Source organism: Thalassoroseus pseudoceratinae (assembly GCF_011634775.1).
Taxonomy (GTDB): Bacteria; Planctomycetota; Planctomycetia; order Planctomycetales; family Planctomycetaceae; genus Thalassoroseus; species Thalassoroseus pseudoceratinae.
In genome coordinates this window covers 703,821-726,411 of sequence record NZ_JAALXT010000001.1, presented here as the reverse complement: position 1 = coordinate 726,411, position 22,591 = coordinate 703,821, and the positions used below count along the sequence as shown (strand labels likewise).

General features: G+C 54.2%; 13 protein-coding genes. 2 read left to right on the top strand and 11 right to left on the bottom strand.

The window, feature by feature from the left end:
* Window positions 1-31: 31 nt before the first annotated feature.
* Entirely contained in the window at window positions 32-2,074 is a 2,043-nt protein-coding gene (locus G6R38_RS02605) for an efflux RND transporter periplasmic adaptor subunit (RefSeq protein ID WP_166820115.1), read from the bottom strand.
* A gap of 641 nt (window positions 2,075-2,715) precedes the next feature.
* On the opposite strand from G6R38_RS02605, the gene G6R38_RS02600 reads away from it, so the two are divergent.
* Together G6R38_RS02600 and G6R38_RS02595 are read left to right on the top strand one after the other, a co-directional pair.
* Window positions 2,716-5,109 (top strand): TolC family protein, encoded by a 2,394-nt coding sequence (locus G6R38_RS02600; protein ID WP_166820114.1) that lies wholly within the window; start codon window positions 2,716-2,718, stop codon window positions 5,107-5,109.
* Between the two features lie 188 nt (window positions 5,110-5,297).
* The gene (locus G6R38_RS02595) at window positions 5,298-6,641 is read left to right on the top strand and encodes an arylsulfatase B (RefSeq protein WP_166820113.1); all 1,344 of its coding nucleotides are present in this window, start codon (window positions 5,298-5,300) and stop codon (window positions 6,639-6,641) included.
* 189 nt (window positions 6,642-6,830) lie between these two features.
* On the opposite strand, the gene G6R38_RS02590 is transcribed toward G6R38_RS02595, so the two are convergent.
* The 10 genes from G6R38_RS02590 to G6R38_RS02545 all read right to left on the bottom strand — a co-directional run bounded on the left by G6R38_RS02590 (window position 6,831) and on the right by G6R38_RS02545 (window position 22,554).
* Window positions 6,831-8,015 carry an Ig domain-containing protein gene (locus G6R38_RS02590; protein WP_206028434.1) on the bottom strand — a complete coding sequence of 395 codons (1,185 nt, stop codon included), beginning with the start codon at window positions 8,013-8,015 and terminating at the stop codon, window positions 6,831-6,833.
* 133 nt (window positions 8,016-8,148) lie between these two features.
* Entirely contained in the window at window positions 8,149-9,630 is a 1,482-nt protein-coding gene (locus G6R38_RS02585; protein ID WP_166820111.1) for a hypothetical protein, read from the bottom strand.
* A 120-nt stretch (window positions 9,631-9,750) separates the two neighbouring features.
* Complete coding sequence (locus G6R38_RS02580) at window positions 9,751-10,509, bottom strand: ABC transporter ATP-binding protein (RefSeq protein WP_166820110.1); 759 nt, start codon at window positions 10,507-10,509, stop codon at window positions 9,751-9,753.
* Complete coding sequence (locus tag G6R38_RS02575; protein ID WP_166820109.1) at window positions 10,506-13,145, bottom strand: hypothetical protein; 2,640 nt, start codon at window positions 13,143-13,145, stop codon at window positions 10,506-10,508. Before G6R38_RS02575 ends, G6R38_RS02580 begins: the two co-directional genes overlap by 4 nt.
* A 21-nt stretch (window positions 13,146-13,166) precedes the next feature.
* The gene (locus tag G6R38_RS02570; RefSeq protein ID WP_166820108.1) at window positions 13,167-14,333 is read right to left on the bottom strand and encodes a coiled-coil domain-containing protein; all 1,167 of its coding nucleotides are present in this window, start codon (window positions 14,331-14,333) and stop codon (window positions 13,167-13,169) included.
* The gene (locus tag G6R38_RS02565; protein ID WP_166820107.1) at window positions 14,330-14,647 is read right to left on the bottom strand and encodes a hypothetical protein; all 318 of its coding nucleotides are present in this window, start codon (window positions 14,645-14,647) and stop codon (window positions 14,330-14,332) included. The genes G6R38_RS02570 and G6R38_RS02565 overlap by 4 nt, the downstream gene beginning before the upstream one ends.
* A gap of 147 nt (window positions 14,648-14,794) precedes the next feature.
* Window positions 14,795-16,498 carry a hypothetical protein gene (locus G6R38_RS02560; RefSeq protein ID WP_166820106.1) on the bottom strand — a complete coding sequence of 568 codons (1,704 nt, stop codon included), beginning with the start codon at window positions 16,496-16,498 and terminating at the stop codon, window positions 14,795-14,797.
* Entirely contained in the window at window positions 16,495-17,442 is a 948-nt protein-coding gene (locus tag G6R38_RS02555) for a hypothetical protein (protein WP_166820105.1), read from the bottom strand. The genes G6R38_RS02560 and G6R38_RS02555 overlap by 4 nt, the downstream gene beginning before the upstream one ends.
* Window positions 17,429-19,960 carry a hypothetical protein gene (locus G6R38_RS02550; RefSeq protein ID WP_166820104.1) on the bottom strand — a complete coding sequence of 844 codons (2,532 nt, stop codon included), beginning with the start codon at window positions 19,958-19,960 and terminating at the stop codon, window positions 17,429-17,431. The genes G6R38_RS02555 and G6R38_RS02550 overlap by 14 nt, the downstream gene beginning before the upstream one ends.
* Entirely contained in the window at window positions 19,960-22,554 is a 2,595-nt protein-coding gene (locus G6R38_RS02545; RefSeq protein ID WP_166820103.1) for an acetate and sugar kinases/Hsc70/actin family protein, read from the bottom strand. Before G6R38_RS02545 ends, G6R38_RS02550 begins: the two co-directional genes overlap by 1 nt.
* Between the last annotated feature and the right edge of the window lie 37 nt (window positions 22,555-22,591).

Here is a 22,591-nt window from a genome sequence, read left to right as displayed (position 1 = left end):
CTGAGAGTTCGGGAAGGCAGAATTGTGCGCGTTAGAAAATGACGTACGTACGGATTGCGTCCCATAAGTCATGAAACCAAACGTAGCCGACCGGACGTTGCCCGCATGCGATCTTCGGAACAACCGTCGCACCGGGGCGAAGATTCGGGATTTGCTCACGATCGATGGCGACTGTGACGAGCACCGTAGCCGCGTTTTCTTCGTCGAGTTCGGTGTTCATGGCCGTCTTGATGACTTTCCCGGAGTACGTCGTGGCGGGATCGGTTGCCAAAATGAACGACACCGGCAGTCCATCCTGACTTTCTTTCTGTGCGGCCAAGACATGCCCAATGTCGTGATCTGGAACTCGAATTTCCACCACCCACGGACCATCGACATTGGCGACCGTCATCAGAATTTGACCGCGTTCAACAGGGCGTTCGGCGAGCAAGGTTTCGACATCCCACGTCAACACTTGACCGGAAATTGGACTGGTAACAATCAGTTGTTTTTCTTGCTGGCGGAGGATGCTCAGTTGCTCGTTCAGACTGTCGATTGACGCTTGAAGTTCCGCCTTTTCACTCGCTAATTCTTCTTTGCGAATGCGGGCTTCACTGAGGGACAAACCGGTTTGGCGTCGCAATTCCGACGAACGCACGGAGGCCAAACGAGCGAGATCCGTTTGTAGTTGCCCGGTGACCTCGGCGATTTCCAGGTCGAGTTCCGAACGCCGCAGTCGAACGAGTTCCTGTCCGAGAGTGACGTTATTACCGTGTTCCGCATGGATCGTTTCGACTTCGCCGCTCGAACGGGCGAACACGTCGCGGCGGGTTTGGGGTTGGAGTTCGCCGTCTCCGCTGATTGTTAATTCTGCCGGGACGAGGACCAACGCTAAGATGGCCGCAGCGAGAAGTCCGACGACGAACGCCGTCTTTGGGAGTTGACGTAACCGAAAGTACCAAGCTGTGTTTTGAATGGTCTTCAAGATCGGGAAGAACGGAATCGACTGATGGACATCGGCGTTGTGTAATGCGACGGCGGTATGTTGACTCACGATTTCCGTGTGCTGTTGCGTAAGTATGGCATCGTGTTCGCCATCGAATCGCTCCGCGATCAGCACACCTAGCACGTGGGGCCGTTTCTTGGCATGCTCGTCGTCTATCTGCGGTTCCAGCAGAGGGACGATTCCGACCCATCGAGCGTGCGAGTCGTCAAGGTACAGTCTCAACAGACTTTTGATCTGCGGCGGTGCTTCGTCGGTGTCCTCACTCCACCAGAGTGGCTGCCTTGTTTTGACAACGGCCTCGCAAACGGCGGACAACCGTCGCAGCACATTGGAACGCCGATCTGGATGAGCTTGACCACTCACTGCCAGGATTTGACACCGACGCCCCCGCATCCGCCCGACATTGACGCGGTCACAATCGATCAACCGTCGTCCTTCGTTCGCTGCATGATAGGCAACTTGGTCTCGATCGAGATGAGCGTGGACAGTATCGGCAAACTCTTCAAATCGTCGCCAAGTGCCAAATTGACGCCGCAACGTCCGCAACTCAAGGTTCCGATGAAAATCGCCGGCGATTTCCGAGACCGTTTGCAGGAATCGCAAGAACCCCACGCGAGCTTCTCGGGAAGTGTTGGGACGCTGAAACACTTCGATCAATGCCACGGTTTCTTCTTCGACGATGACCGGGCAGATCAGCAAAAAGGTTTCGGTTTGATTCGCGGCTTGTCCGGTTGGTAACTCGTTGGGAGAGGCGTTCGGTGGCAGCGAGAGTGATTCTCCCGTGCGGTCGGCCAAGTCCAACAATCGAAGATGGGCTGGCTGCTGGACGAATTCCGCCAATTGGGGTTCCGTCGCCAATCGGTATTGGCAAGCCATTTCCCAACGATCCGGGGAACCGGTCGGGCGTCTCGGGGACACGGTGTAATAGCTGCCGGCGATCGCACCCAAAGCCATGACGCTTTGATTGAGAAGTTGGGGATAGAAACTTTCCGAACTGACTCCGCTAACCGCCAAGTCGGCTAGGTCGTCGACCAAATCCTCGATGGCCAACGCGGGGGATTGTTGTTCTGGAGCAGTTTCGTTCGACATTGTTCCCAGACCGTTCCTGGTCCTTACGCCTGTGTTGGCCACAGACAGGTGATGGCCACCGGCTTCCTTGCGATTTCTACCAAGCAGTCAAAACTCAAAGCTCTTGGAGGGAATTCCCCGTCACAAACGGATCGCTGCGAGTCATCACCTGCCTTGTTGAAGCATGAATTGCTATTGCAGTGTACGCCGGTTGTACCCAACGGCAAAGCGGGTCAGGACAGAAGGACAGCGGAATTTGGCGATTCGATGTCACCGTTGGTTCCCTAAACTTCTCACCTTCTCACTTCGCGTCGGCACGCCGAACTGTGGGCTTGAGCAAACAAGCCGTTCGTGACGTGGATTGTGGGAAACGGCGTCGGTCAATCCGAAAATTTCGAATTTTCCGCCGACTTCGTCCGGTGCAATGTTCAGGTTATGCCGATTGTAAGGATACAGGCGGAATTGCATTTGTGATTCTATCGTTCTGCGTTGACCGACCGCCGAGAGACTACTGTGGCAGGAGGGCCTTCCCATTGGACAGTCGAAAGTTTATGCGGGCAAGGACCTTACTTCGTCATTGGTGGAGTGATGATTCAACGCAGCAGGCCAGTCGAACGGAGACGGCCGGAATCGAGCGGACCACGGACCAGGATCGTTTGACCATGAAACGCAAGTTAGACCGTTCGCGTTCACAAATTGCAGGTTCGCCCACCTCGAAACGGTACGAGGCAACCGAAGCAAAGTGCTCACCCACGCGGGGGGCAGAGGTTGTCTTCGCGGCGTTTCTCGTGGGGCTAACGACCCTGTGCGGCTGCGGCTTGCCTTGGAAGAACGAGTCAGTCGTGCATCAGGAAGCCGACTGGCAATACTACAAGGACGCTGCAACTCGGGTCGATTACACCGATCCCTACGTTGCCGAACCGGAAGTCGTGCTCTCGACGGTCGCTCCGAGGACGCTCGACGACGACGATCCGGAGTTCCGGGAAATCAAACTGCAAGACGCCATTCAAATGGCTCTGACTCATTCAAAGGTCCTTCGAGACCTCGGTGGATTGGTGCTGCAATCGCCGAATAGCACACGCAGCGTGTACGATCCGGCCATTCAAGAGCTTGATCCGCGGTTCGGTGTCCCTGCGGCATTGAGTGCCTTTGATGCTCAGTTTACCGGTAGCGCTACGATTCAAAAGAACGATCGGGCTTTGAACAACCAGTTCTTCGGGGGTGGTACGCGTATCCTGAAACAGGACATCGGGATCTTCCAGGGGGAGATCTCCAAGTTGAGTGCGGTCGGTACGGAGTTCTCACTTCGTAACATCACCGATTACGACGCCAACAACGCTCCTGGGAACCAGTTCGGTAGTGCTTGGACGGTGCAATACGAAGCGGAAATGCGTCAACCGCTCTTGCAAGGGGCGGGAGTTGACTTCAACCGCATCGCCGGGCCGAGCGATACACCGGGAATTTACAACGGTGTGATGATCGCCCGCGTGAATACAGATATTAGCCAAGCCGAGTTTGAGCAATCCGTTCGGGCCTTGGTGAACGATGTTGAAAACGTCTATCTCGATCTCTACTACGCCTATCGTGAACTCGATGCCCGCATCGCCGCTCGTGACTCAGCTCTGGAAACTTGGCGTGCGGTGCATGCGTTGTATCAAGCCGGTCGACAAGGTGGCGAAGCCGACAAAGAAGCCCAGGCTCGCGAACAGTATTTCCGCTTCCAAGAGCAGGTGCAGAACTCGCTCAACGGCCGACTGTTGCAACCGACTCGGGGTAACAACGGCAGTAGCGGTGGAACGTTCCGAGCAAACGGTGGCGTGTTGGTGGCCGAGCGTCGCTTGCGATACATGATCGGTTTGCCGATCACCGAAAATGAACTCTTGCGTCCAGCGGACGAACCCAGCATGGCACCAGTTGCGTTTGATTGGAACCAAGCTCTCACGGAAGCCGTTGCCCGACGAGTTGAACTTCGGCAACAGCGTTGGGTCATTCGTAGTCGCGAACTGGAGTTGAAAGCCGCTCGCAACTTCCTGCTGCCTCAGTTGGATGTTGTCGGCTTATATCGTTGGCGTGGATTCGGACGTGATTTGTTCGAGCAGCACCAAGATGCCGCCTCGAGTGTGGGATCGGCTGGACAAGCTCGTTTCGACAGCAGCTTCCGAAATCGTGAGTTGAACAACGCCTACGACAACCTGTTCAATGGCGATTTTCAGGAATACCAATACGGTTTGGAACTCAATATTCCCTTGGGATTCCGTCGAGCTCATTCGGCAGTGCGAAACGCGGAACTCCGTCTTGCCCGAGAACGATCTGTGTTGCGTGAGCAGGAACGATTGGTCGCACTGGACCTGAGCAACGCCATCTCTGATGCCGCTCGAGCCTATGCGGTCGTCGAAACGAACTACAACCGACGATTGGCCGCGACGCAGCACCTCGAAGCTGTCGAAGCTGCCTACGATGCCGATGCCGCCTCGCTGGACGTGCTGTTGGAAGCTCAACGACGATTGGCCGAAGCAGAAACTTCCTATTACCAATCGGTCGTCGAGTATTCGTTGGCCATCAAGAACGTTCACTTCGAGAAGGGATCGCTGTTGGACTACAACGCAATCTATCTCGAAGAGGGAGCATGGCCAGAGAAAGCCTATCAGGATTCGCAAGAGCGATGGGAACTCCGCACGCAACCTTGGCGGTTCAATTGGCTTCTCCGACCGGGCACGGTTGTCAGCGAAGGCCCTGCCCCACAACTTGTGATGCCACCGCCGGAACTGGAGAACTACGAAACGTCCTGGGACCAAGCACCAACGGAAATCCTCGAAACCGAACTTCCCGAAGGTCCGGCGACACCACAACCGGCTCCGGTGGAAATCATCGAGGAGCCCGTCGAACAGCTTCCACTGGAACTGCCAGAAACGACATCCAAGGATGGTTTCCGATCAGTGAACGAGTTCGAACAAACAGACTTTGCTGTGGTGGAAGAAATTCCGACGTCGGAGTCCAGCGAACTCCTTGAAGACGACAATCCATTCTTGCTCCCCGCACAAGGGACCAACGAATAGATCACACGAATGACGAACTTTTTCAACCCCGCGATTGCAACTCAGCACTCGCGGGGTTTTCTTATGTATTGACCAGAGTTCACCACGCTGAATCCACACCATCGGCTTGCGAAACCGAAACCAGCATGGTCAGATAGGAACACTTCGATTTGAACCACCATTCATCCTCGATTTGAAAACCTGATCTCATGCCGACTCTTTCGATACGCAAACTTCTGACTGTCATCGCCGTAGTTATTGCAGCGGGGCCATGCTGGATACCAACAGTCGCCCAGGCGGCTCCACCGAATATCGTGTTCATCATCTCCGATGACCAAGGTTGGAACGACATCGGTTATCACAACGAGTCCATCAAAACGCCGAATCTCGACCGACTCGCCCAGAGCGGAACGAAACTTACCCAGCATTATGTGAACCCCACCTGCTCTCCGACACGAGCGGCGTTGATGGCCGGTCGCTATGCAAGCCGTTTTGGAATTCTCACACCGCTTGCCGACGCAAAGAAGCTGCCAACTAATCAGACATTGCCCAAAAGCCTAGCGGAAGCTGGTTATTCGACACACATCTCCGGGAAATGGCACATCGGAGCGATCCCGGAAGCACGACCGTTGAAGTACGGGTTTGATTCAACCTACGGATATCTTCGTGGTCAAATCGACCCTTACACTCATCTTTACAAGAACGGCAATCAGACTTGGCATCGAAACGATGAGCTGATCAGTGAAGAAGGTCATGCGACGGACCTCATCACTGATGAGGCGGTTCGCATCATCGAAGCATCCGAAGACAAAGCGAAACCGTTCTTTCTTTACGTCGCCTACAGCGTTCCGCACTATCCACTGAAGGAGCCGAAAAAGTGGCTCGAAATGTATTCCGAAGACACCTTCAACGACCCGTGGCGTCGACTGTTCGCCGCCAGCCTTTCACATATGGATGATGGCATCGGTCAAATTGCCGATGCATTGCAGAAGACCGGACAGGACAAGGACACGCTGATCGTTTTCGTGTCCGATAACGGCGGCCAAAAAGATTGGTCGGCTCCGAAGAGTCAGTACAGCGGAACTTTTGAGCCACACACGACTCTGGGCAACAATGAACCGCTCCGGGGATGGAAGACCGATTTGTACGAAGGCGGGATTCGTGTTCCCTCGTTCGCGGTCTGGCCCGATCAAATTCCAGCGGGGAAAACTCTCGATGTTCCGACGCACATCGTCGATTGGTTCCCCACACTACTTTCAATCGCAGCGAAACACCGACAAGATAATCTCACATTCGATGGCCAAAACATCTGGCCGCTACTTTCAAAACCGACGGACGCAAAGCCGACACCGCGAACTTTCTACTGGCGAACACCGGACGAGATGGCGGTCCGCGTCGGCGATTGGAAGCTCATTACCAATCGCAAATTCGAACGCAAGAAACTCTTCAACCTTGCCGACGATCCCAACGAAACCCGTAACCTCGCCTCCCAGATGCCCGAACAACTCGAAGCTCTCGTCAAAAAACTTCGGACGCTTCGATCCGGCGACTAAAACCCACGGAAAAGTCGCAGCCTCGTTTGAAGTCGTGTGATCACGCCCGTGTTATCCCATTCCGTCTCGCGCTTTCAACGATCTTAAGACGGAAACAAAACGACGCGACAAAGACGTTCGTAGCCACACAACAGGCTGCAAATCTTCGTCGCGTCTTTCTTGGAAGGTTGTCGGTCGACCGTAAACCGATTAATCGTTCATTTGTTGCATTGCCATATCGAGCGCGATGGTCGTCGGGCTGGAAAGTCGCTCACGCAACCGCGTGTAATAGCCATCCGCAGGGACAGCCTTCAATTCTTTCAGTGCGGCGTAGGCGTCGTCGGACTTGCCTTGGGCCAGGCTTGATGCTGCTCGAAGATAGATCAGCGACGGATTCGTTTCTTCCCATAGCTGTCCGTGCTTGGCATAGACAACGGCATCGGCATACATGCCATAGGCGTAGGCTTTGGTCGCCAACTCCAGGCAGGATTCCGCCGTGTAAGGGAACGCTCGTTGATCGCACGGTCCGTTGATAAACCCGAGACATGCCAGCAGTGCGCGATGATTGTGCGAGAGTCCTTTGGGAGCCGTGAATGGTGTCCCAGGGACCACGGAAAGTTGGGTCTCGACAACGTCTTCGGAACCCCGATCGTCGGTCACTTTCAGGGTGACTGTGTAATCACCGACGGTCGTTGCCGTCCCGCTGACCATGCCGGTTTCGCGATCCAATGTTAAGCCGTTGGGCAACCCGGTCGCCGAAAATGTGAGTGTGTCGCTCGTGTTGGAATCGGTGGCTTCAAGAGCAAGGTCAACCGGTTCATCCACTGGCACACGCAACGGACCACGAGAAACTAATTTTGGCGGTTGATTGTTGTCGCGAAGTTGAATCTCAATCATCTTGGCGTTGCCCGCTTCAAACATGTTGTCTGTTGTCAGCTGTGTTTGGAAGGCATCCGCAAAGTAATTCTGCTGATTGAGAAAGCCAACAATGCTGTCGCCGAGCTTGGCACGATTCTCTGGGGTATCCGCCGACTTGTCGAAATTGCCGGTCAAAGTGACATCCAAACGAGGGAAGGAATCTGCATTCACTGCCACTGAAACTTCGGGGGGAGTTTTAAAGAGTGTCGCGAAAGACGGTTCATTTTGACGGCTGGGGTTTTGCATCCAATCGTTGATTTTGTCTTCAAGTTCATTCGGTTTTGCTTCAGCCCAAGAGTTGATCTGCTTGACACCGGACTGCGGTGTCGTTTCGTTCGTTGGCGTTGTGTCCGCAGCCGCCTCGGTCGCGGCATTGTCGACCGGTGCGGCAGTTTCCGGTCCCTGGGCGGCGATGTAGTTGTGGGCAAACAACGAACTGGCTGGTATGAGCGCGGCCATCACAAGTCGTCGAATCATCTCTTCCTCTGGTGATTTGGGGTGATTTGGAAGAATGGGGTGCATGTATGATCCAGTGAAACTCCTTCAAAGTCCACCGAGAATTCTAAGATTTCACAATGAACTTGCGTTCCGATGGTTCTTGCAACCTCGTTCAACTGAGATTGAGGACCGCTGTGGCGTCTTTGTCGCGGTCTGCACGACCGGCTCGAAACAGAGATAGACCGATCAAGCTGCTCATCAACAGTCCAATTCCCAACCCCAAGATGCCAAACCATTCCGCGAGTGTTCGCCATTCCTCCCATTGCTGAACGAGTAACGCCCCGAGACCAATCAACGGCACCACTGCGACAAGAATCCCGACGCCAACGGCCACGCGGATCAAATAGAAAGTTTGCGTCCACAACATCGAACGGAACATCTCATGCGAGACTCCCATCGCTTTGAGCATGCCCACTTCCGGCCGCTTGATTCTTGATCGGAGTTGTTGGATGCCCCATGTGATGTACGCCGCATTGATGGCGAGAAGAAACACCACGATCGCCACCACGATTCGGGCGACCAAGCCGTTCTCGCGGAGCGCGAGCAATTGCTTGACCAAGGTTTCGTCGGCCGGATACCCTGCGGCTTCGCAGGCTTCGGCTGCCGCCTGGAGATCGGACAGCGAGTCCACTCGGATTTCCGCGAGATCGTACCCCTCATTGAACACCGGCGACTCTTGGGTAATTTCGAACGGTTCGACATCGGGCAGGATGGGTTCGTCTTCGGGAAAGTCGAAGTCTGGAAACATCCGAAGTTCGTGACGTAGTCGACCGATGATTGCATCCCATTTGCGAGGAATTCGCGGCGGATCGGAAATCAAGATGTAAGACTTGGCCTGTTCCTCAACTTTGACCCGCTCGATCTGTTCTGGAATGATGCTATCTGCGTTAATTTCGGCAGCCGTCGGAAAGCGATCGTCGATCGGGCCGACACGTTGACGACCAATCATCGGAAAATGACCCTCTTCGAAGATCCGTTCGTATTCCGCATGCGGAATGAAGAAACGCACGTTGTAGTGGGGTTCTTCGTCGATGATCAATTGGATGGGCAGTGACACTTGTGGACGGCCATTGTCTCCGAATTCCGCCTTTAGAGTCTCTGGAGGATCATCCAACGAGTATCCCAATTCCTCCAAGAGTCGTGCTGTCACAATGAGTCCGGAACCAGGCGTCTCCGCGAACGAAGGTGAGAAACGTTCTTGTAGCATGCTTCCTGGTTTCATCACGCACCCGAACTGCGTTCGCATGCCCGGCGGCTCGTGTTCGGCGAACCGCAGTTCGAAACCATGAAACGGTGTCACTCGATACTTGCCTTCCTCGATGCGTAACGCCAGTTCTTGGTTGAGTCGGTCCAGGCGATCCGGTGTGATCAAGCGTGACCGCACCTGTGGCGTGCCGACCCAGAGTGATTTTGCGAACGGTCGTGAATCGAGGCGGAGTTCCTCGATCTGTGGCAACGCCATGGCAAAGGTGGCGGATACGACTGTGAGGACGGTTGCCAACTGGATCGACGTCCGCACGACTCGCGTCACAGGCAGTGACGCCGGACTGTTCAAGTCCCAGACTGCATACCACTTGAGATATTGTTTCGTCATCGTGGTACGCTCGGTGTTGGAATCTTGTCGAGAGGATGAGGGCATTGAGGTTGGACTCGACTCGCTCTTCGAAGCAATCGCGATACAAGTATCGAGGGAATTCTTCCCGCGACGACATCGTCACGGCGTCTCGGGGCGTTCCTCCACGAACAGGAACTCGGCTCCCAGCCGATACCAACAGGTGCACCGTTCCAACGCGACTTGGTCGTTGTGACAGACGAGGAATAGCGTACGTTCTCCGTCGCCGCTCTGACCGGGAAGTTCTCCCGCTTGCCACTCCACGAGTGTGTCGAGGATGGCTTCCCGATTTTCGGCGTCGAGTTGACTGAACGGTTCATCGGCGAACACTACCATCGGACGGTGGATGAGCGCTCGCAGAACAGACACTCGTTGACGTTGTCCACCCGAAAGTTGGCCTGGTAACGAATCGCACTTTTTCCGCAGATCGGGTTGCCGCTCAAGAATTTCTTCGACACGTTCTCGGCGTTCCGTTTTCGGCACACCGTTCAACCCGAGCGGCACCGCGATGTTTTCCACCACACTCAGGTGGGGCATCAAGTAGCCGGATTGAAGTGCGAATCCGAACGTAGTGCGACGCAGCTCGGCTTGGGTGTCCACGGAGTTGCTGCGATAGTCGAACGTGATCTGTTGGCCGTTGCTATCAGTTCCGGTGAAACTTACGGAACCGGTGAAGTCACTGGTCCCTGTCAGGAGTCCCAAGATGGAGATCAATGTGCTTTTGCCAACACCGGAAGGCCCCCGAATCGCGATGCGTTCTCCAGCGGCGAACTCCGTCGACAACCCGCGAAGCACTTCGACCTTCCGTTCAGAATCGGAATCGGAGTAGCTGAAACCGACATTCCGTAAAATGAACGTCATGGCCACTCCGTTTCGAAATCCAGGTAGAAGTACTCGTCTTGATCTTTGCCGAATCGGCGGTAGCCGCGAGTCACGGATTTCAACTCGTCGACGGGAGTTTTGCGTTCCCAAATGACCGAGTCCGTTGTCCGCCGTTGGAAATCGTTCGAGGTCGAACCGTTTCCATCGAGCACATCTTGTAAGAGTGAGGCTTTCAGGGTTAGTTCGGCGATCATGTCAGCATCGATCAAGTCGTTGGCATCCCCATTGAGAATTTGCTCAAACGCCGGTGACTTGAAACTCAGAAATTCAAAGAGTCGCCGGGCTTGGTCCTTCGGAGAGGTGTTCGTACCGACTCCCTGAATCATTCGGCCGACCGTGCCTTCTTGAACGCTGAGGATCTCTTGCACAATCACATCAAGATCGAGCTGGCGGGCGGCTTCGTATTGCGAGCCAAGTTTCTTGAGGACCTGAATGACCATTTTGATTTCGGTCTCACTAGCGTAGATCATATGCCGAAGTTGTGGTTTGCCGGCTTTGTTCAAACGCCATGCGTACAAATGAAGATACGGTTCGGGATCGTCTCCGTAGTCACTCAAACCACGGTCACCCAAAATCTGTTTCATCAATGCCTGGCTGATTAGTAGAGTTTCTTTATCTGCCTTAGTAGCTTGATCATCGGCGTTGAAATAGTCCACGCCCTTCTTTGCTCCCTGAGCAAGCACAACACGCATGGCATCTCGGAGAATCTCTCCTTGCACCCGGGCTTTCTCCAGTTGCGGTACGACGGCATCTCGGAACCCGGTACTGAGCTTCTTTTGCGCTGCCGCTGCACGAGAATCATTGGCTTGTCGACTATCTTTCGCTTTAAATGCTGCGTCGACGTGCAGTGTTGAAAACGTGTAGAACGGATCGACCGTGAGTTTAATATTGTTGGCTTGGAGACTCTCGAGCACACTGGCTTTTAGCCGTTCGCGAAGACGTTCCGCATAGAGTTCCCGCAAGTCTTCGTGAAATTGACGTTGAAATGCCCCATGTGCCGACAGCTTGGTTTTATTCGGATCTTTGAGTTGAATCACATGAAGTTCCGCAGGGGAACCAGTTCTTGGAATCAACTGTGCGACCACATCTTCCGCACTCACACTGCCTAAGATGCTACGGTTGCCACAATCACCAATCAGGAACACAAGTTTCCGGGCGTTCTCACTGAATGCCGCGTTTTGAATTCCGTAGTAGATTCCGTCGAAAACCAATTCCTCGGCGTTCGAGGCCACACCGACCACGGAGACTGTTTTCTCATCACGCACGATTTGAGCCAGCGAGTTTCCCCAGGAACCGTCATTTTCGATGATGGATTTCAACGGGAGCAGACCGGTGTCCACAGCCTCACGTGGGTCGCTGTCGTGATCGGAAAAATAGCACACACTCATCCGCACATCGCCACCGCCACGCTGACGTTTAAGTTCATCAGTGATCCGCGTAATGATTTCGGCGACCGGATTGAAGATGAAATCCATACTCTCAGTATGATCGATGACAAACAGGACTTCGGTGCTGCCGACTTCGTCCTTGGTTTGTTCAATGTCTCCGGCCTTGCGTTCCACATCGGTATCGAGCACCACCCCGAGACGATACAGCGAGTTATTGGAGTCGGACCATTTTTCGGGATTCTGTTCGCCAAGTCGATACGCATCTTCGGGACCGGCTAGTAAGTGAAACCGCATTGCGGCGGCATCGAGCGTTTGCAACTCACCACGCCGGTTCAGCGGAGCAGTTCCCGCGAGGCTTCCTTCGGGATCGCGAGAAATCGCTGCTTGGACCGATGTGTACATTGTTCCCATGGACTTGCTGCGGGCGGAGTACGCACGGCGATCCCATTCAAAACACTCCCGCGAGTCCCAACGAGAAACACGCTCCTTAGGAATCCAACCCACGAGTTCTTTCTTCCATTCGTCAGGCGTCCCAAGGGGATCAACATCTGGTTTTGACCCAACGAGCACCCAGTCTCCATACTCCGCGTAGATGAAGAGAATACGATACAGCGGCATTTCCAAAGGCGTGAACTCGGGAAGACCTTCAACATGATTCGGTTCATTCGGGATCGAAAGCGTTGGTTGAACGGGACGGGGTTTCTCGCCGGATGCTAGATTCTTCAAGTAGCTTTGCGGAGTGACAATCGCCGCCTTCTTCGCAATGCGGGTTCGTGGGTCGGCTTCCACCTCTAAGTGGTCCGACAGATACCGCCGTGGAATCCAACCGATGTATTTGCCGATTCGAACATCATTGCGACGGACCGGTTCGACAACGAGGGCCCAGTCCTTGTTCCGTTCTCGATTCTCTCGATCAAAGAGGTAGTTGGAATCTTCGGGGTACTCCTCCGCGAGATTCACGGCTTCCAGGTAGCTGAGGCGACCGATGACAGTCGATGACTCGGATTGGCTTTGGTAGAGAGGAGCACCATGATGAATACAGTAACGTCGCGCCAACCGACCGGAACCTCGGCCAACGAGCACGCGGTTGCCAACGTCGGCTGGTAGTTCCGGTGAACCATTGTCGAAGGTTTCCGCCACGAGGGGCGATTCCAACACGCATAGACATCCCAACGCGATGCACCACAATGCTTGTCGAAAACGAATATCAGAAACCAAGTTTTTCATATGTGAGTGGCCTTGGTTGGACTAGAGTTGACCAGGAGTCTTTCGCATCATCTGCCGATTGACCCAATCTGAAAACTTGCCCCTTGCTTGGCTAGTGGAGATTGGGTCTTGCAAATCGACTTTCCAATGAAGCAAATCACCATTACCCATTTTGGTGCAGAACTGCTCCCATTCCTCGAGTTTTGGTGGGGCGAGCGATGGTCCCAAAACTAGCACGTGAGTTTGCTTAGCTTTCCGATGAATATCTCGCCAAGACTCGTCAAATTTCGGAACGTTAGCCGTCGTAGGAACCACCAAAATGAGTTGAATGGGTTCGGTCGTCGTGCGAAGCCGTTTGTTCAAGTCCGGCACAACTTCCGCGGGTTCCACATTCGCGCGACTTGTGAATCGGAATGCTGCGTCGATTTCATCATACGAAACTCTATCAGGCGGGGGCACAGAATAGAAATACCGTTCTGAGGAGTTTTCAACGCGGCACAGTTGAACACACAATCGTCCTGATGTTCCCTGAGGACCATAGTTGTGCCAGGTAAACAGATCAGTTAGTGGCCTCTCGATAAAAGAAAACGGCATCGTTTTGGAATCAAGGGCAATCAATAGTGTCGTCAAGTCTGGATCGATCTCTTGACCGTAGTCAATGCGAGTCCGTTTGATAGCCTCTTCAGCTCGAGTGAGATCAGCGACGGCTTGATCTTTTTCCTCTTCAGCCGTTTTCTGATTGTTCTGGGCAACTGTGAGTTCGCTTTCTGCCGTCGCTAGTTTCATTTGCAAGTCACGATTGGCCTGCATGAATTGAGAAATGTGGTCACTTCGTTCTTTGAACTCCCTTTGCATCTGAGTTTGTTGGTTCTTAAGGCCAACAATCTCTTGATTGGCCGCCTTCACGTCAGCAAGCAGCTTTTTTTCTTGATGACGTGCTAGCTGGATATCGTCGTTGATCTCTTGTACGAGTTCCCCACCCCGCGTCGAAACAGCGGACTGTTGAGTGTGGATTGTCGCTAGTGCGGTACGGTGTCGAGCGACTTCCTGGGTGACCGTAGCCAACGCATGCTGAGTGGAATTCGCTTGTTGTCCCGTTGCCACCATCAAACCCGCTAGACAGCACAACCCAATGACTGCGAACCATTGCATCCAAGCTCGCCGTCGAAAACCGCGACAGAACGCCTCAACATCGGGCGACCGATTCATTGGGGATTCTCACTTTCCGGAGTTGATGTTGGCTCACGATTACTCTGGCTCTGGCTTGGTTTTGATTCATCGACTAGTTGCTCGAGTTCCTGCATAAATGGCAGGTCTAGCGATGGTGTCTTTGTTGGCGTGTTTGGCTGCTGTAACGGCCTGTTAGCGGACTTCGCAGCGATCAGGACTTGCAGGTTCAACGCGACGGCAAATCCAATACATAGGAAAACAATCAACCCAACAGCCCAGCCCGCCAACACTCGAATGTTGAGTGAAGACTGCTGCGTTGGATCAAGTTGGCTCTTTTGCTGATTCGAACTCAATTGAGATTCCGTTGTAAGCGAAATGAGAGATCTACCAAGACCGATGGAACTGGAGCCTATTGTGATATTCATTGAAAGAGTCGGGACGACTGTATGTCTGCGGTTTATAGGAAACTACAGTGGGTCTTCCGTTGTTCGCAATGCAGTCTATGGGTGACGCATCTCGTCTAGGGCTGTCTTTAGTGTGTTGAGTAGGGCTTGTGAAAATGCTGGTGCCTGAATGTAACCAAACGCTTGAGCGTTCGTTGATCGTTTTTTCCACTGGTCGGGAATGTCGGTGAACGCTGATTTAGACGGCCGAGCCCAGACCAATCGCATTGGGGCCGACTCCACATGCGGGTATGGAATGGATTGGCCCTGGTTGAGACGCAGTCCATAAGGATGCGACCAAATCACTAACAATGGCGCACGCACTTCACGAGCTTGAAGCCACGTTTGCAAATCGTTGAATGCTTCCCGGATCTGACTCAGTGAATAGCTCTCGTCGCCACCGAGCGATTCCCCCGATGACCAAGCGATAGCGTCGGCGTCAGGACGGAGTATCACGGTCTGACTAATATCTGCACCAGCCGACTCGACGAAGGCCGTCAACTCGGCATCCAACGTCGAACCTTTTCTCTTCAGAGCAGAATTGAAGTCTTGGAAGCCATGCGAATCCAGTATCACAACGAGGACGTCGTCTGTTGGAAACGCCTGTGGTGCAATCTCCACCGATACACGACCGGCACGATGTGTCTGGGACGATTCAGAAACAAACGCGACTGTCTCAGGGGAGATCGCGGGACGATCGATAATGTTGAACGAAGTCTGCCCGGTGGTTTGATCTGAGGTTAGTTGGACTTCTTGCGACGTGGGGCGAAGCCACTTAGAATTGTGTTTGATCTGGACAATGGTTGTTTTGCCCGGAGGCAAGTCGGCTCCACGGACCGACAGCCGGACTTCATCCGCGTCGTTCGTCGACCGAGTTTCACTGAGCTGAATCTGAAATGGTTGCGTGGGCAATGGTACTGGTTTGGACGGCATCGGGGCTGCTTGAGGGGAAAGCCGTACCGCAAGTCCGTTGGAATGAATCGGTTGCTGAGTTAATGGAGTGACTTCGAAAACGATTTCTTCCATCTGCGATGGCCGTCGATGGATTCGGAAGCGGACTTCGTGTTCCGATTTTCGACCGGTGAACTCAAGTTGTCGCGTTTGCGGCGAGATGAGCCCGTCCGCTGATGTCGCGAGCTGCAATTTCAGAACACGGTCATTCGCCAACTCCAACGCCCGGACACGAACCGCGATATGCGACGCGGACTCCTCGACGATTGGTGGGCCGGTCAGTTCAATTGTCACCGGGCTCAGACGATGCAGCGGAACGGGAGGTACTCTCACCTGCCAATCTTCTGGTTGGCAGATGACATTGGGGTGATCGCACCGCACTCGAACTCGGAGCAATCGCTCCACCTGGTGGGAAGTCGGCGTGTTTGACAGCTTGAGCTTGGCAAGTGTTGTCGGTTGATCGGCGTGAATTCTGACTGATGATGGAAACCCGGCCAACAAATGCTGACCTTCCAAAATCTCGAAATGAACAGTCGCGGTGTCGGATGGTAAGAAAGGGGCAGGCCGAAGCGTGACGGGAACAACCTCGGCTTGGGAGTCCAAATGCGTCGGTGGTTCGACAAGAAGAAACACGGAAGAGACTTCGGGGTGCACCCGCGAGTAGGTCTGCACGTACGCCATCGCGCTCGCAGTCACGATGCAGGCCGAGATACCCAAAACGACCACGGACATCAATCCCGCGAACGCCAAGAAACCAGGGAAATGTCGCCAAAAGGACGACTGCGGGGGAGTTTGAGTGTTGTCAGTCATGTCTCCTCCACATCAGACTTGGTCAAGACCTTCGGCCCGCGGGTTGCAAAGGAAATGCTCCGTTTTGGTCTCTCGTTTGAGGCGGGAGAAGAGCCCGTGGCGTCAAGGGGAACGTCAACGGGGGCGGCCTTGTGATCGGGATCGACGCGTGTTTCGGACTGTGGAGCCGTTTGTCGTTTCTCGATTTCCGGAGCGGTCGTCTTCGTGATTGGTGTTGATGTTGGGGCAACTGTCTCGGGGGCATCAGCCGTATCTTTGAGTGGATCGCGTTCCTGTGTTAGCGAGTCAACACTAACTGTCGTTGGAGTCGGTTCCTCGGAGACCTGCCGATTCTCACGGACTCGCCACCAGGTGGCGAAGTCGTTGGCCCACAGCCATCGATTGGTCCCGATCGCCAACGCGAGCACCAAGGTTTCGCCGGCTCCAATGATCAGTGGGCGAAAAACTTCGGAGAATCCAAGTAACGCGCTGCCCTGCGTCGTGAGATTCAGTGTTTGTAGCCCCGCCAACGCACCACAACATAGTGGAATCACCGCGAGTAAGATGAGCAGTGATTGCCGTTTCGTAATATCATCGGTCCATGTTCGCGCGACGGCGTGGTAATCGGTCGCGTCGAGGCAGGAGTGGAACATTTCGTCCCAGTATGTCCGTTCGTCGTCACTCGTCTTGTGCACACGCATGAGTGCATGGCGGTCACGTTGCCGCCGCCGAAAGTCGAGGAGGCTTCCACACGCCAAGGCGGCAAAGACCGCATGGCCAACAAGCGCCGCCGGACTCGCAACGGAGTTCCAAGTCGAATCGGTTTGAGTACACAACGCCCAGACCGCTCCGCTGACGACTGCCGCGCACAGAATGAGCCACACCGAATAACCACGAATCGGTTCCGTAAATGGAGCAGCCGCAGACGCGACGGCGACGTCGTTGGGTTCATCAGCATTCCGCATAGCAGATCGCTTTCTCCTTTGGCGGTGATCGTCGTTTTTTCAATGTCAGCAACGGCCGTACAAGCACCGACATTCGCGGGCTTTGGGGGACCTCATGTTCGTTCTTGATTTCCATCTCATTGGTCGACCAATCGTTCCCGTCACCTCGCCACAAATGCTCCCGCCGCTTGGGAGCGTACATTGTCAGGCTACTATGTTCCAAAGCAGATTCAAACACCTGGCGAAGTCCAAGGACGTAACTGTGCTCCTGGATTTCTCGAGCGAGGTCCACGTTGTTCAGGTCCGGCCATAGTAAGCGGAAGAGCGTAGCCCATTGGGATTCTTCTTCGGTGCCGTTGACGATCCATTCGGGAAGGTCCCCCAAGAGACGCGTGATCCGCTCGCTCTCAAATGGTTCAGGAAGCGGTTGGTTGAACGGTTGCAACTCCAAATACCCGGTGGGTTCGGGACCGGCGGACACCGTGACTTTTCCTTGCGACGTCGGCAAGGATTTCGTGTGAAGACCAACCTTCCGGAGTGTCTCGCCCGTCCCCCGGGGGACTCGCTTCGAGAAACGATATTGCACGCGAACATAGTCTGCTTCACGCTCTGCGGGATACGGTTTGCCTTTTTCGAACAAAGTTGGCAGGAACCGAACCGTTCTGGGGAGGGACTTCGATTCGGTGAGTGCCTGCAACAATGGCAAGAATTCGTCGGTGTGGTCGGTCTTGTCTTTCATTATGCCATTGATTGCTACGACCAACTCCGCAGCCCGTCGTTCGATCGCCTCGGAGACTTCCGGAAAACCCGTGGTTGGGTTCCATTCCGATTTCATGGCGATCACAAAGGCCTCAAGCCGGTCGAGAATCGATGGATCGAGCTTCGATTCAAGATGACAAAGGGCTTCCGCGAGTGGTTGAAACTCGGTCGGTAGCGGGCTTGTATATGTCAGTTGGCAATCTTCCTTCCTGAAGGCGAATCGCTCGACCGATGTTACGCTCGGTTCGCAGGTCTGCCAAACCCGTTTGCCGTTTCCGCCCAAGCGGGCACCAGGATAGTTGGGGATCTTATCCGACCATTTCACATTGCCGTCAGCTCGTAATTCTGGATAGAGCTTCAGTTTCGAGAAACTACTGATCAGTGTCCTGAATCGATTCAGTGACTCGGGATCCCGCCGGACCTTCTCCACGATCGCGTGCGTTCGAGCGGGATCATCCTGCAACATGGCGACCATTTTCGAGAACCGTGCCATGCCCTGGCCGGCTACCGCATGAACTCGAATTCGATGCGTTTGGTTGGATAGCCAATCGTCTTTGACATACGCGGCTAGTGGTTGCAAGCGTAGCAGCATTTGAATCGTATTGGTGTCTTTCAAAGTAGCGCAAGCGGGGGGGCCACCGGTCATTCCGAACTGGACGGGACAGTCGGTGACGTCATCAGTTGACTGCCCGGAACTGTCGACGGGAATCAAGAACAAATCGTTTGGGTTTTCAATCGGTGCCCAATTCAGTGCTCCCTCGAATGTCAATTCGGGAATCAAAGCGTCAGTCAATTGGGGACGTTGCAAGACGCTGAGCATTCTCGATAACGTGGCGGAATTCTTCTTTCGGGGCCAACGATCGTGAAACACCGATACCATGTGACAAAACCGACTTCGCTCGTCTCCACTTGTGTGTCCGTTCGTTTGACGCGGCGGTTTCGTCGACGACGAGGACAAATACAAATTGACGACACTTCGCACCAAACTCTGTGATCCCTTGGCACCTGCCACCCGAATTGTATTGATGATCAAGTCGAATAAGGGAATGAGGACATCGTCTCGCGCATTGGCTCCGGCAAAGGTTGTATCTCGAAATGGGAGCTCGGATTGACTGGATTGCAGCCAGCGTGCGATCTGCGGGACCGGCCAGAATCCAGCTTGTGTAAAGGGAGAGTTCTCCGAGAAAAGGGGATCACTCGCTGATTCTGAAGTCGTGGGGGGCGGTTGGTCTTGCTCCTTGAGAATGGCAACGGCGTCGTGAATGAACTCAAGCAAACTTTCGTGAAACTCAAGTCGGCTTTTGGCGAACGCCCGATCGAAAATTGTTTGGCGGGCCCGTGATTCCTCCAAGACCAATGCCAGCCGATCTCCATGTTTGACAAGATCACTGATTTCCGTTCGCGGAACGGGGGGCAATGGTGGCGGCGATTGAGTCGGTTCGTTGGGGATAAGTTTCCGGAACAGGTCTGCTTGTCGGCACCAAACTTCGGCCAGATTGACTCGGCCGTGCGGTGACTGGCGTCGGCCTTGAATTCGATCTTGAAGTTCCGTCGTATAGGCCGCCGCCGTTGGTTCACGCGATGCGAGCGTGAGAGCGGTTCGCTGCTGAAGTTCCTGGATCGCTTTGGAGTGTTCTTGCAGTCGCGTCGTGAGAGAGGATTCGTTTCCGAGCGAATCCGTGTCCGGCAAATCGTCTGACGACCGAGGGAATTGCAATCGCAACTCTAAAGCGGCGGACCAGACACCGGCGACAATTTCCGCGGATCGCAAGTCGCTCATTAGAGGTCTCCTCGCTGAACCGGATGCAAGTACTGCTCGGGTGGGAAACTCTCGCGACATCGACCGGGCACGCCGGTGCGTGTATTCGTCATCACGAATGGCGACGATTGATCGCGGCCCCCCATGGCATCAGGGTCGTAACAGATTTGCATCTCCCCATCGGTTCCATCTGGGAATTCGTATTCGAGATATTCGTGATCGGTTTTTTGTCCTGGGAATCGGCGATACAAGCGGACGAGTCTCGCACCGCGTTCACCGTCGGATCGCTCGGTTTCGGAAGTTGTGCGATACTCGGGAACTAAGGAAATTGGGTTGTCGGGACCGGGGAGATCGTCGAAGCAGGTGTTCTCACGGAACAATGGTAGGTATCCACCGCCACCGGGATCGTGATAGGTCACGTCGAATGGTAAACGTCGGGCGAGATTACTGTCGAATTCGATGGTCACGCCGAAGCCACTGTCGTTGACGGCCAAAACACGCGCCAATCCGACCGCAACCGCTGATTTCAAGTGCTCCTGATCGATCAGAAGTCGTTGCGACCGAAACTCCTCATCGCTGGAATTAATGAAGGGAACGTTTAGCTCGCTTCGAAGCAACTCGGTGACGAGCGGGTACCGCGAAGCGGCTCCGGAAATCGCGACCCACTCGATTTCTTCCGGGTAGTCGTCGTCGGAAAAGTTTCGATCCGTTTTGCGAACTAACTTTTCGTCAATCATTTGATTGCACGACTCGACCAACTCTTTGAGTTTGGGATAGATCAACGTATCAAGCGTGGAACGAGAAATCCGGATACCCTCCGACCATTGCCGTCGTTCCTTGGATTCGGAATCTGGGAAAAGGGACAACCATTCCTCTTCCGGAATCTCACTGGGGGACTTGGCATTCGGTTCTTTCGCCAGTTGGATTTTGAACCGCTCTGCGATCTGCCACAGTTGGACCGCTCGTTGATGGTGTTTGACCCCGGTGTTCGTCGCGATTGTTCCCGCCGGGGTCAGTTCGAATCGTGTGCCGACAATGCGTTCGACGTCATCGGCATAGGTCGTCAAATAATTCGACAACTGAGCGAAGCCGTTGCTACCCGTGCCGGTTGGCATTGGCGGAAGATCTTGATTGATGGCTGCCGCCAACGCCGCTTTGAGTAATCGAAACAGTTGCTCAGTAATGTAGTCGCCACCGAAGTCAGGAATTCCCATGCGACCGCGAACACTCAGGACCAACTTGCGAGAATCGCTGTCGGTCTCGCCATGGGAGTTGTTCGCCTTTTGGGGGTCGTATTTCACTCGTGCTCGGACGATGGCCAAATCGGTAGTGCCGCCCCCGCAATCGAACAGCAGCATATTCAGCCCACGGGGGTACATATAACGAAACCGAGGAAACTGCCCAGGTTGTGAGAGGATTCGCTCGAACAGATAATAGAATGCAGCGGCGGAGGCCTCGTCGATCATCAACTGCACGCCATCGCTGTCGATCAGTCTGCCTTCGCCAGCTTCACCCAAGCGTCTTGGTTTTGGTGATTGTTCGGGTTGCAGTCTCAGCCACGCTCTTTGTACGACCTCCCGAATCTGTTCGATCTCTCGGGCGGAATACATTGTCGGATAGGAAATCGCCAACCGAGTTGGCAGCGATTGCGTTGCCATCCGGTACTGATGCAGCAAATGAGAAACCAGCAACTCCGCAGGCAAACGCTTTGGGAGCGGCAGACTGATCCGGTCGTCTCCCCCCGACAATTTGCGGAACACTCGATAGGGTTTCAACTCGTTCCAGTCCGGACTGGCCGCCATCCGTTTGGCCGCCAATTCGATCCCGTCCATCGATTTTCGACTTCGCTGATGGGCGACGGACCCGAATTCACAATCGACGGCATTCATGCCCGCGAGAAGTTCATCCACATCATGTTTGTCGTGCGGATTATCCATGATTTGGTTGGACCGATCTACATGATAGATTCTCACGACCGATAAAATCGGATGAGGCATGTTCGTGCTAGTCGGCAATCCTTCACCCGGTCCGGGCGATGTGATCATCCGCGGTTGGTCCGTCGGTTCACCGCTTCGGCATGCCGCTAGCAAACTATTATGATGACCGACATCGAGCCCGATGTATTCATTGGATCTTTGCACCGCATGAGCCGGTCGAACATCAATGATAATGCCCCCCTGCTCTGTGGCTTCGTCCTCACCAGCCGAAATCAGGATGGCATCAATCTCAATTCGAAACCCGATGGCGTCTCGATCAAGACGTTCTGATTCCTTCCAGAACTCCGGATGATCGGTGTCCAAGTAGCCATCGATGTAGACGACACTGTTTTTCGAGAGCACACAGGTAATTGTCTGACCGCCAGGAAATGCAATTTCGCCACCGAGGCCGATCGTGTCCATCGCGGATTCAAAAGTGGCCTGACCCGGTTCAACCGGTTGATTGTCGACACGAAACTCAAGCGACAAATACGGGTACGCCGCCGACCAATCGTCAATACACATCACATATTTGGAAGCGTCGAACCCGTCGAGCGTAGGTCGAATTCGAACTTCCTTTTCCGGCAAGGGACGCTTGCCAGTCAACGCGTGAACCCCAATGGTTTCAATGTTGATCATGTTTGCCTTTTTCCGAGCCTGAGGTTCATTTCACACG

What these genes read in the sequence shown, in the direction of transcription:
- G6R38_RS02605 (WP_166820115.1), bottom strand. Translation starts at nt 2,074, where the DNA reads ATGTCGAACGAAACTGCTCCAGAACAACAATCCCCCGCGTTGGCCATC.
- G6R38_RS02600 (WP_166820114.1), top strand. Translation starts at nt 2,716, where the DNA reads ATGAAACGCAAGTTAGACCGTTCGCGTTCACAAATTGCAGGTTCGCCC.
- G6R38_RS02595 (WP_166820113.1), top strand. Translation starts at nt 5,298, where the DNA reads ATGCCGACTCTTTCGATACGCAAACTTCTGACTGTCATCGCCGTAGTT.
- G6R38_RS02590 (WP_206028434.1), bottom strand. Translation starts at nt 8,015, where the DNA reads ATGATTCGACGACTTGTGATGGCCGCGCTCATACCAGCCAGTTCGTTG.
- G6R38_RS02585 (WP_166820111.1), bottom strand. Translation starts at nt 9,630, where the DNA reads ATGACGAAACAATATCTCAAGTGGTATGCAGTCTGGGACTTGAACAGT.
- G6R38_RS02580 (WP_166820110.1), bottom strand. Translation starts at nt 10,509, where the DNA reads ATGACGTTCATTTTACGGAATGTCGGTTTCAGCTACTCCGATTCCGAT.
- G6R38_RS02575 (WP_166820109.1), bottom strand. Translation starts at nt 13,145, where the DNA reads ATGAAAAACTTGGTTTCTGATATTCGTTTTCGACAAGCATTGTGGTGC.
- G6R38_RS02570 (WP_166820108.1), bottom strand. Translation starts at nt 14,333, where the DNA reads ATGAATCGGTCGCCCGATGTTGAGGCGTTCTGTCGCGGTTTTCGACGG.
- G6R38_RS02560 (WP_166820106.1), bottom strand. Translation starts at nt 16,498, where the DNA reads ATGACTGACAACACTCAAACTCCCCCGCAGTCGTCCTTTTGGCGACAT.
- G6R38_RS02555 (WP_166820105.1), bottom strand. Translation starts at nt 17,442, where the DNA reads ATGCGGAATGCTGATGAACCCAACGACGTCGCCGTCGCGTCTGCGGCT.
- G6R38_RS02550 (WP_166820104.1), bottom strand. Translation starts at nt 19,960, where the DNA reads ATGAGCGACTTGCGATCCGCGGAAATTGTCGCCGGTGTCTGGTCCGCC.
- G6R38_RS02545 (WP_166820103.1), bottom strand. Translation starts at nt 22,554, where the DNA reads ATGATCAACATTGAAACCATTGGGGTTCACGCGTTGACTGGCAAGCGT.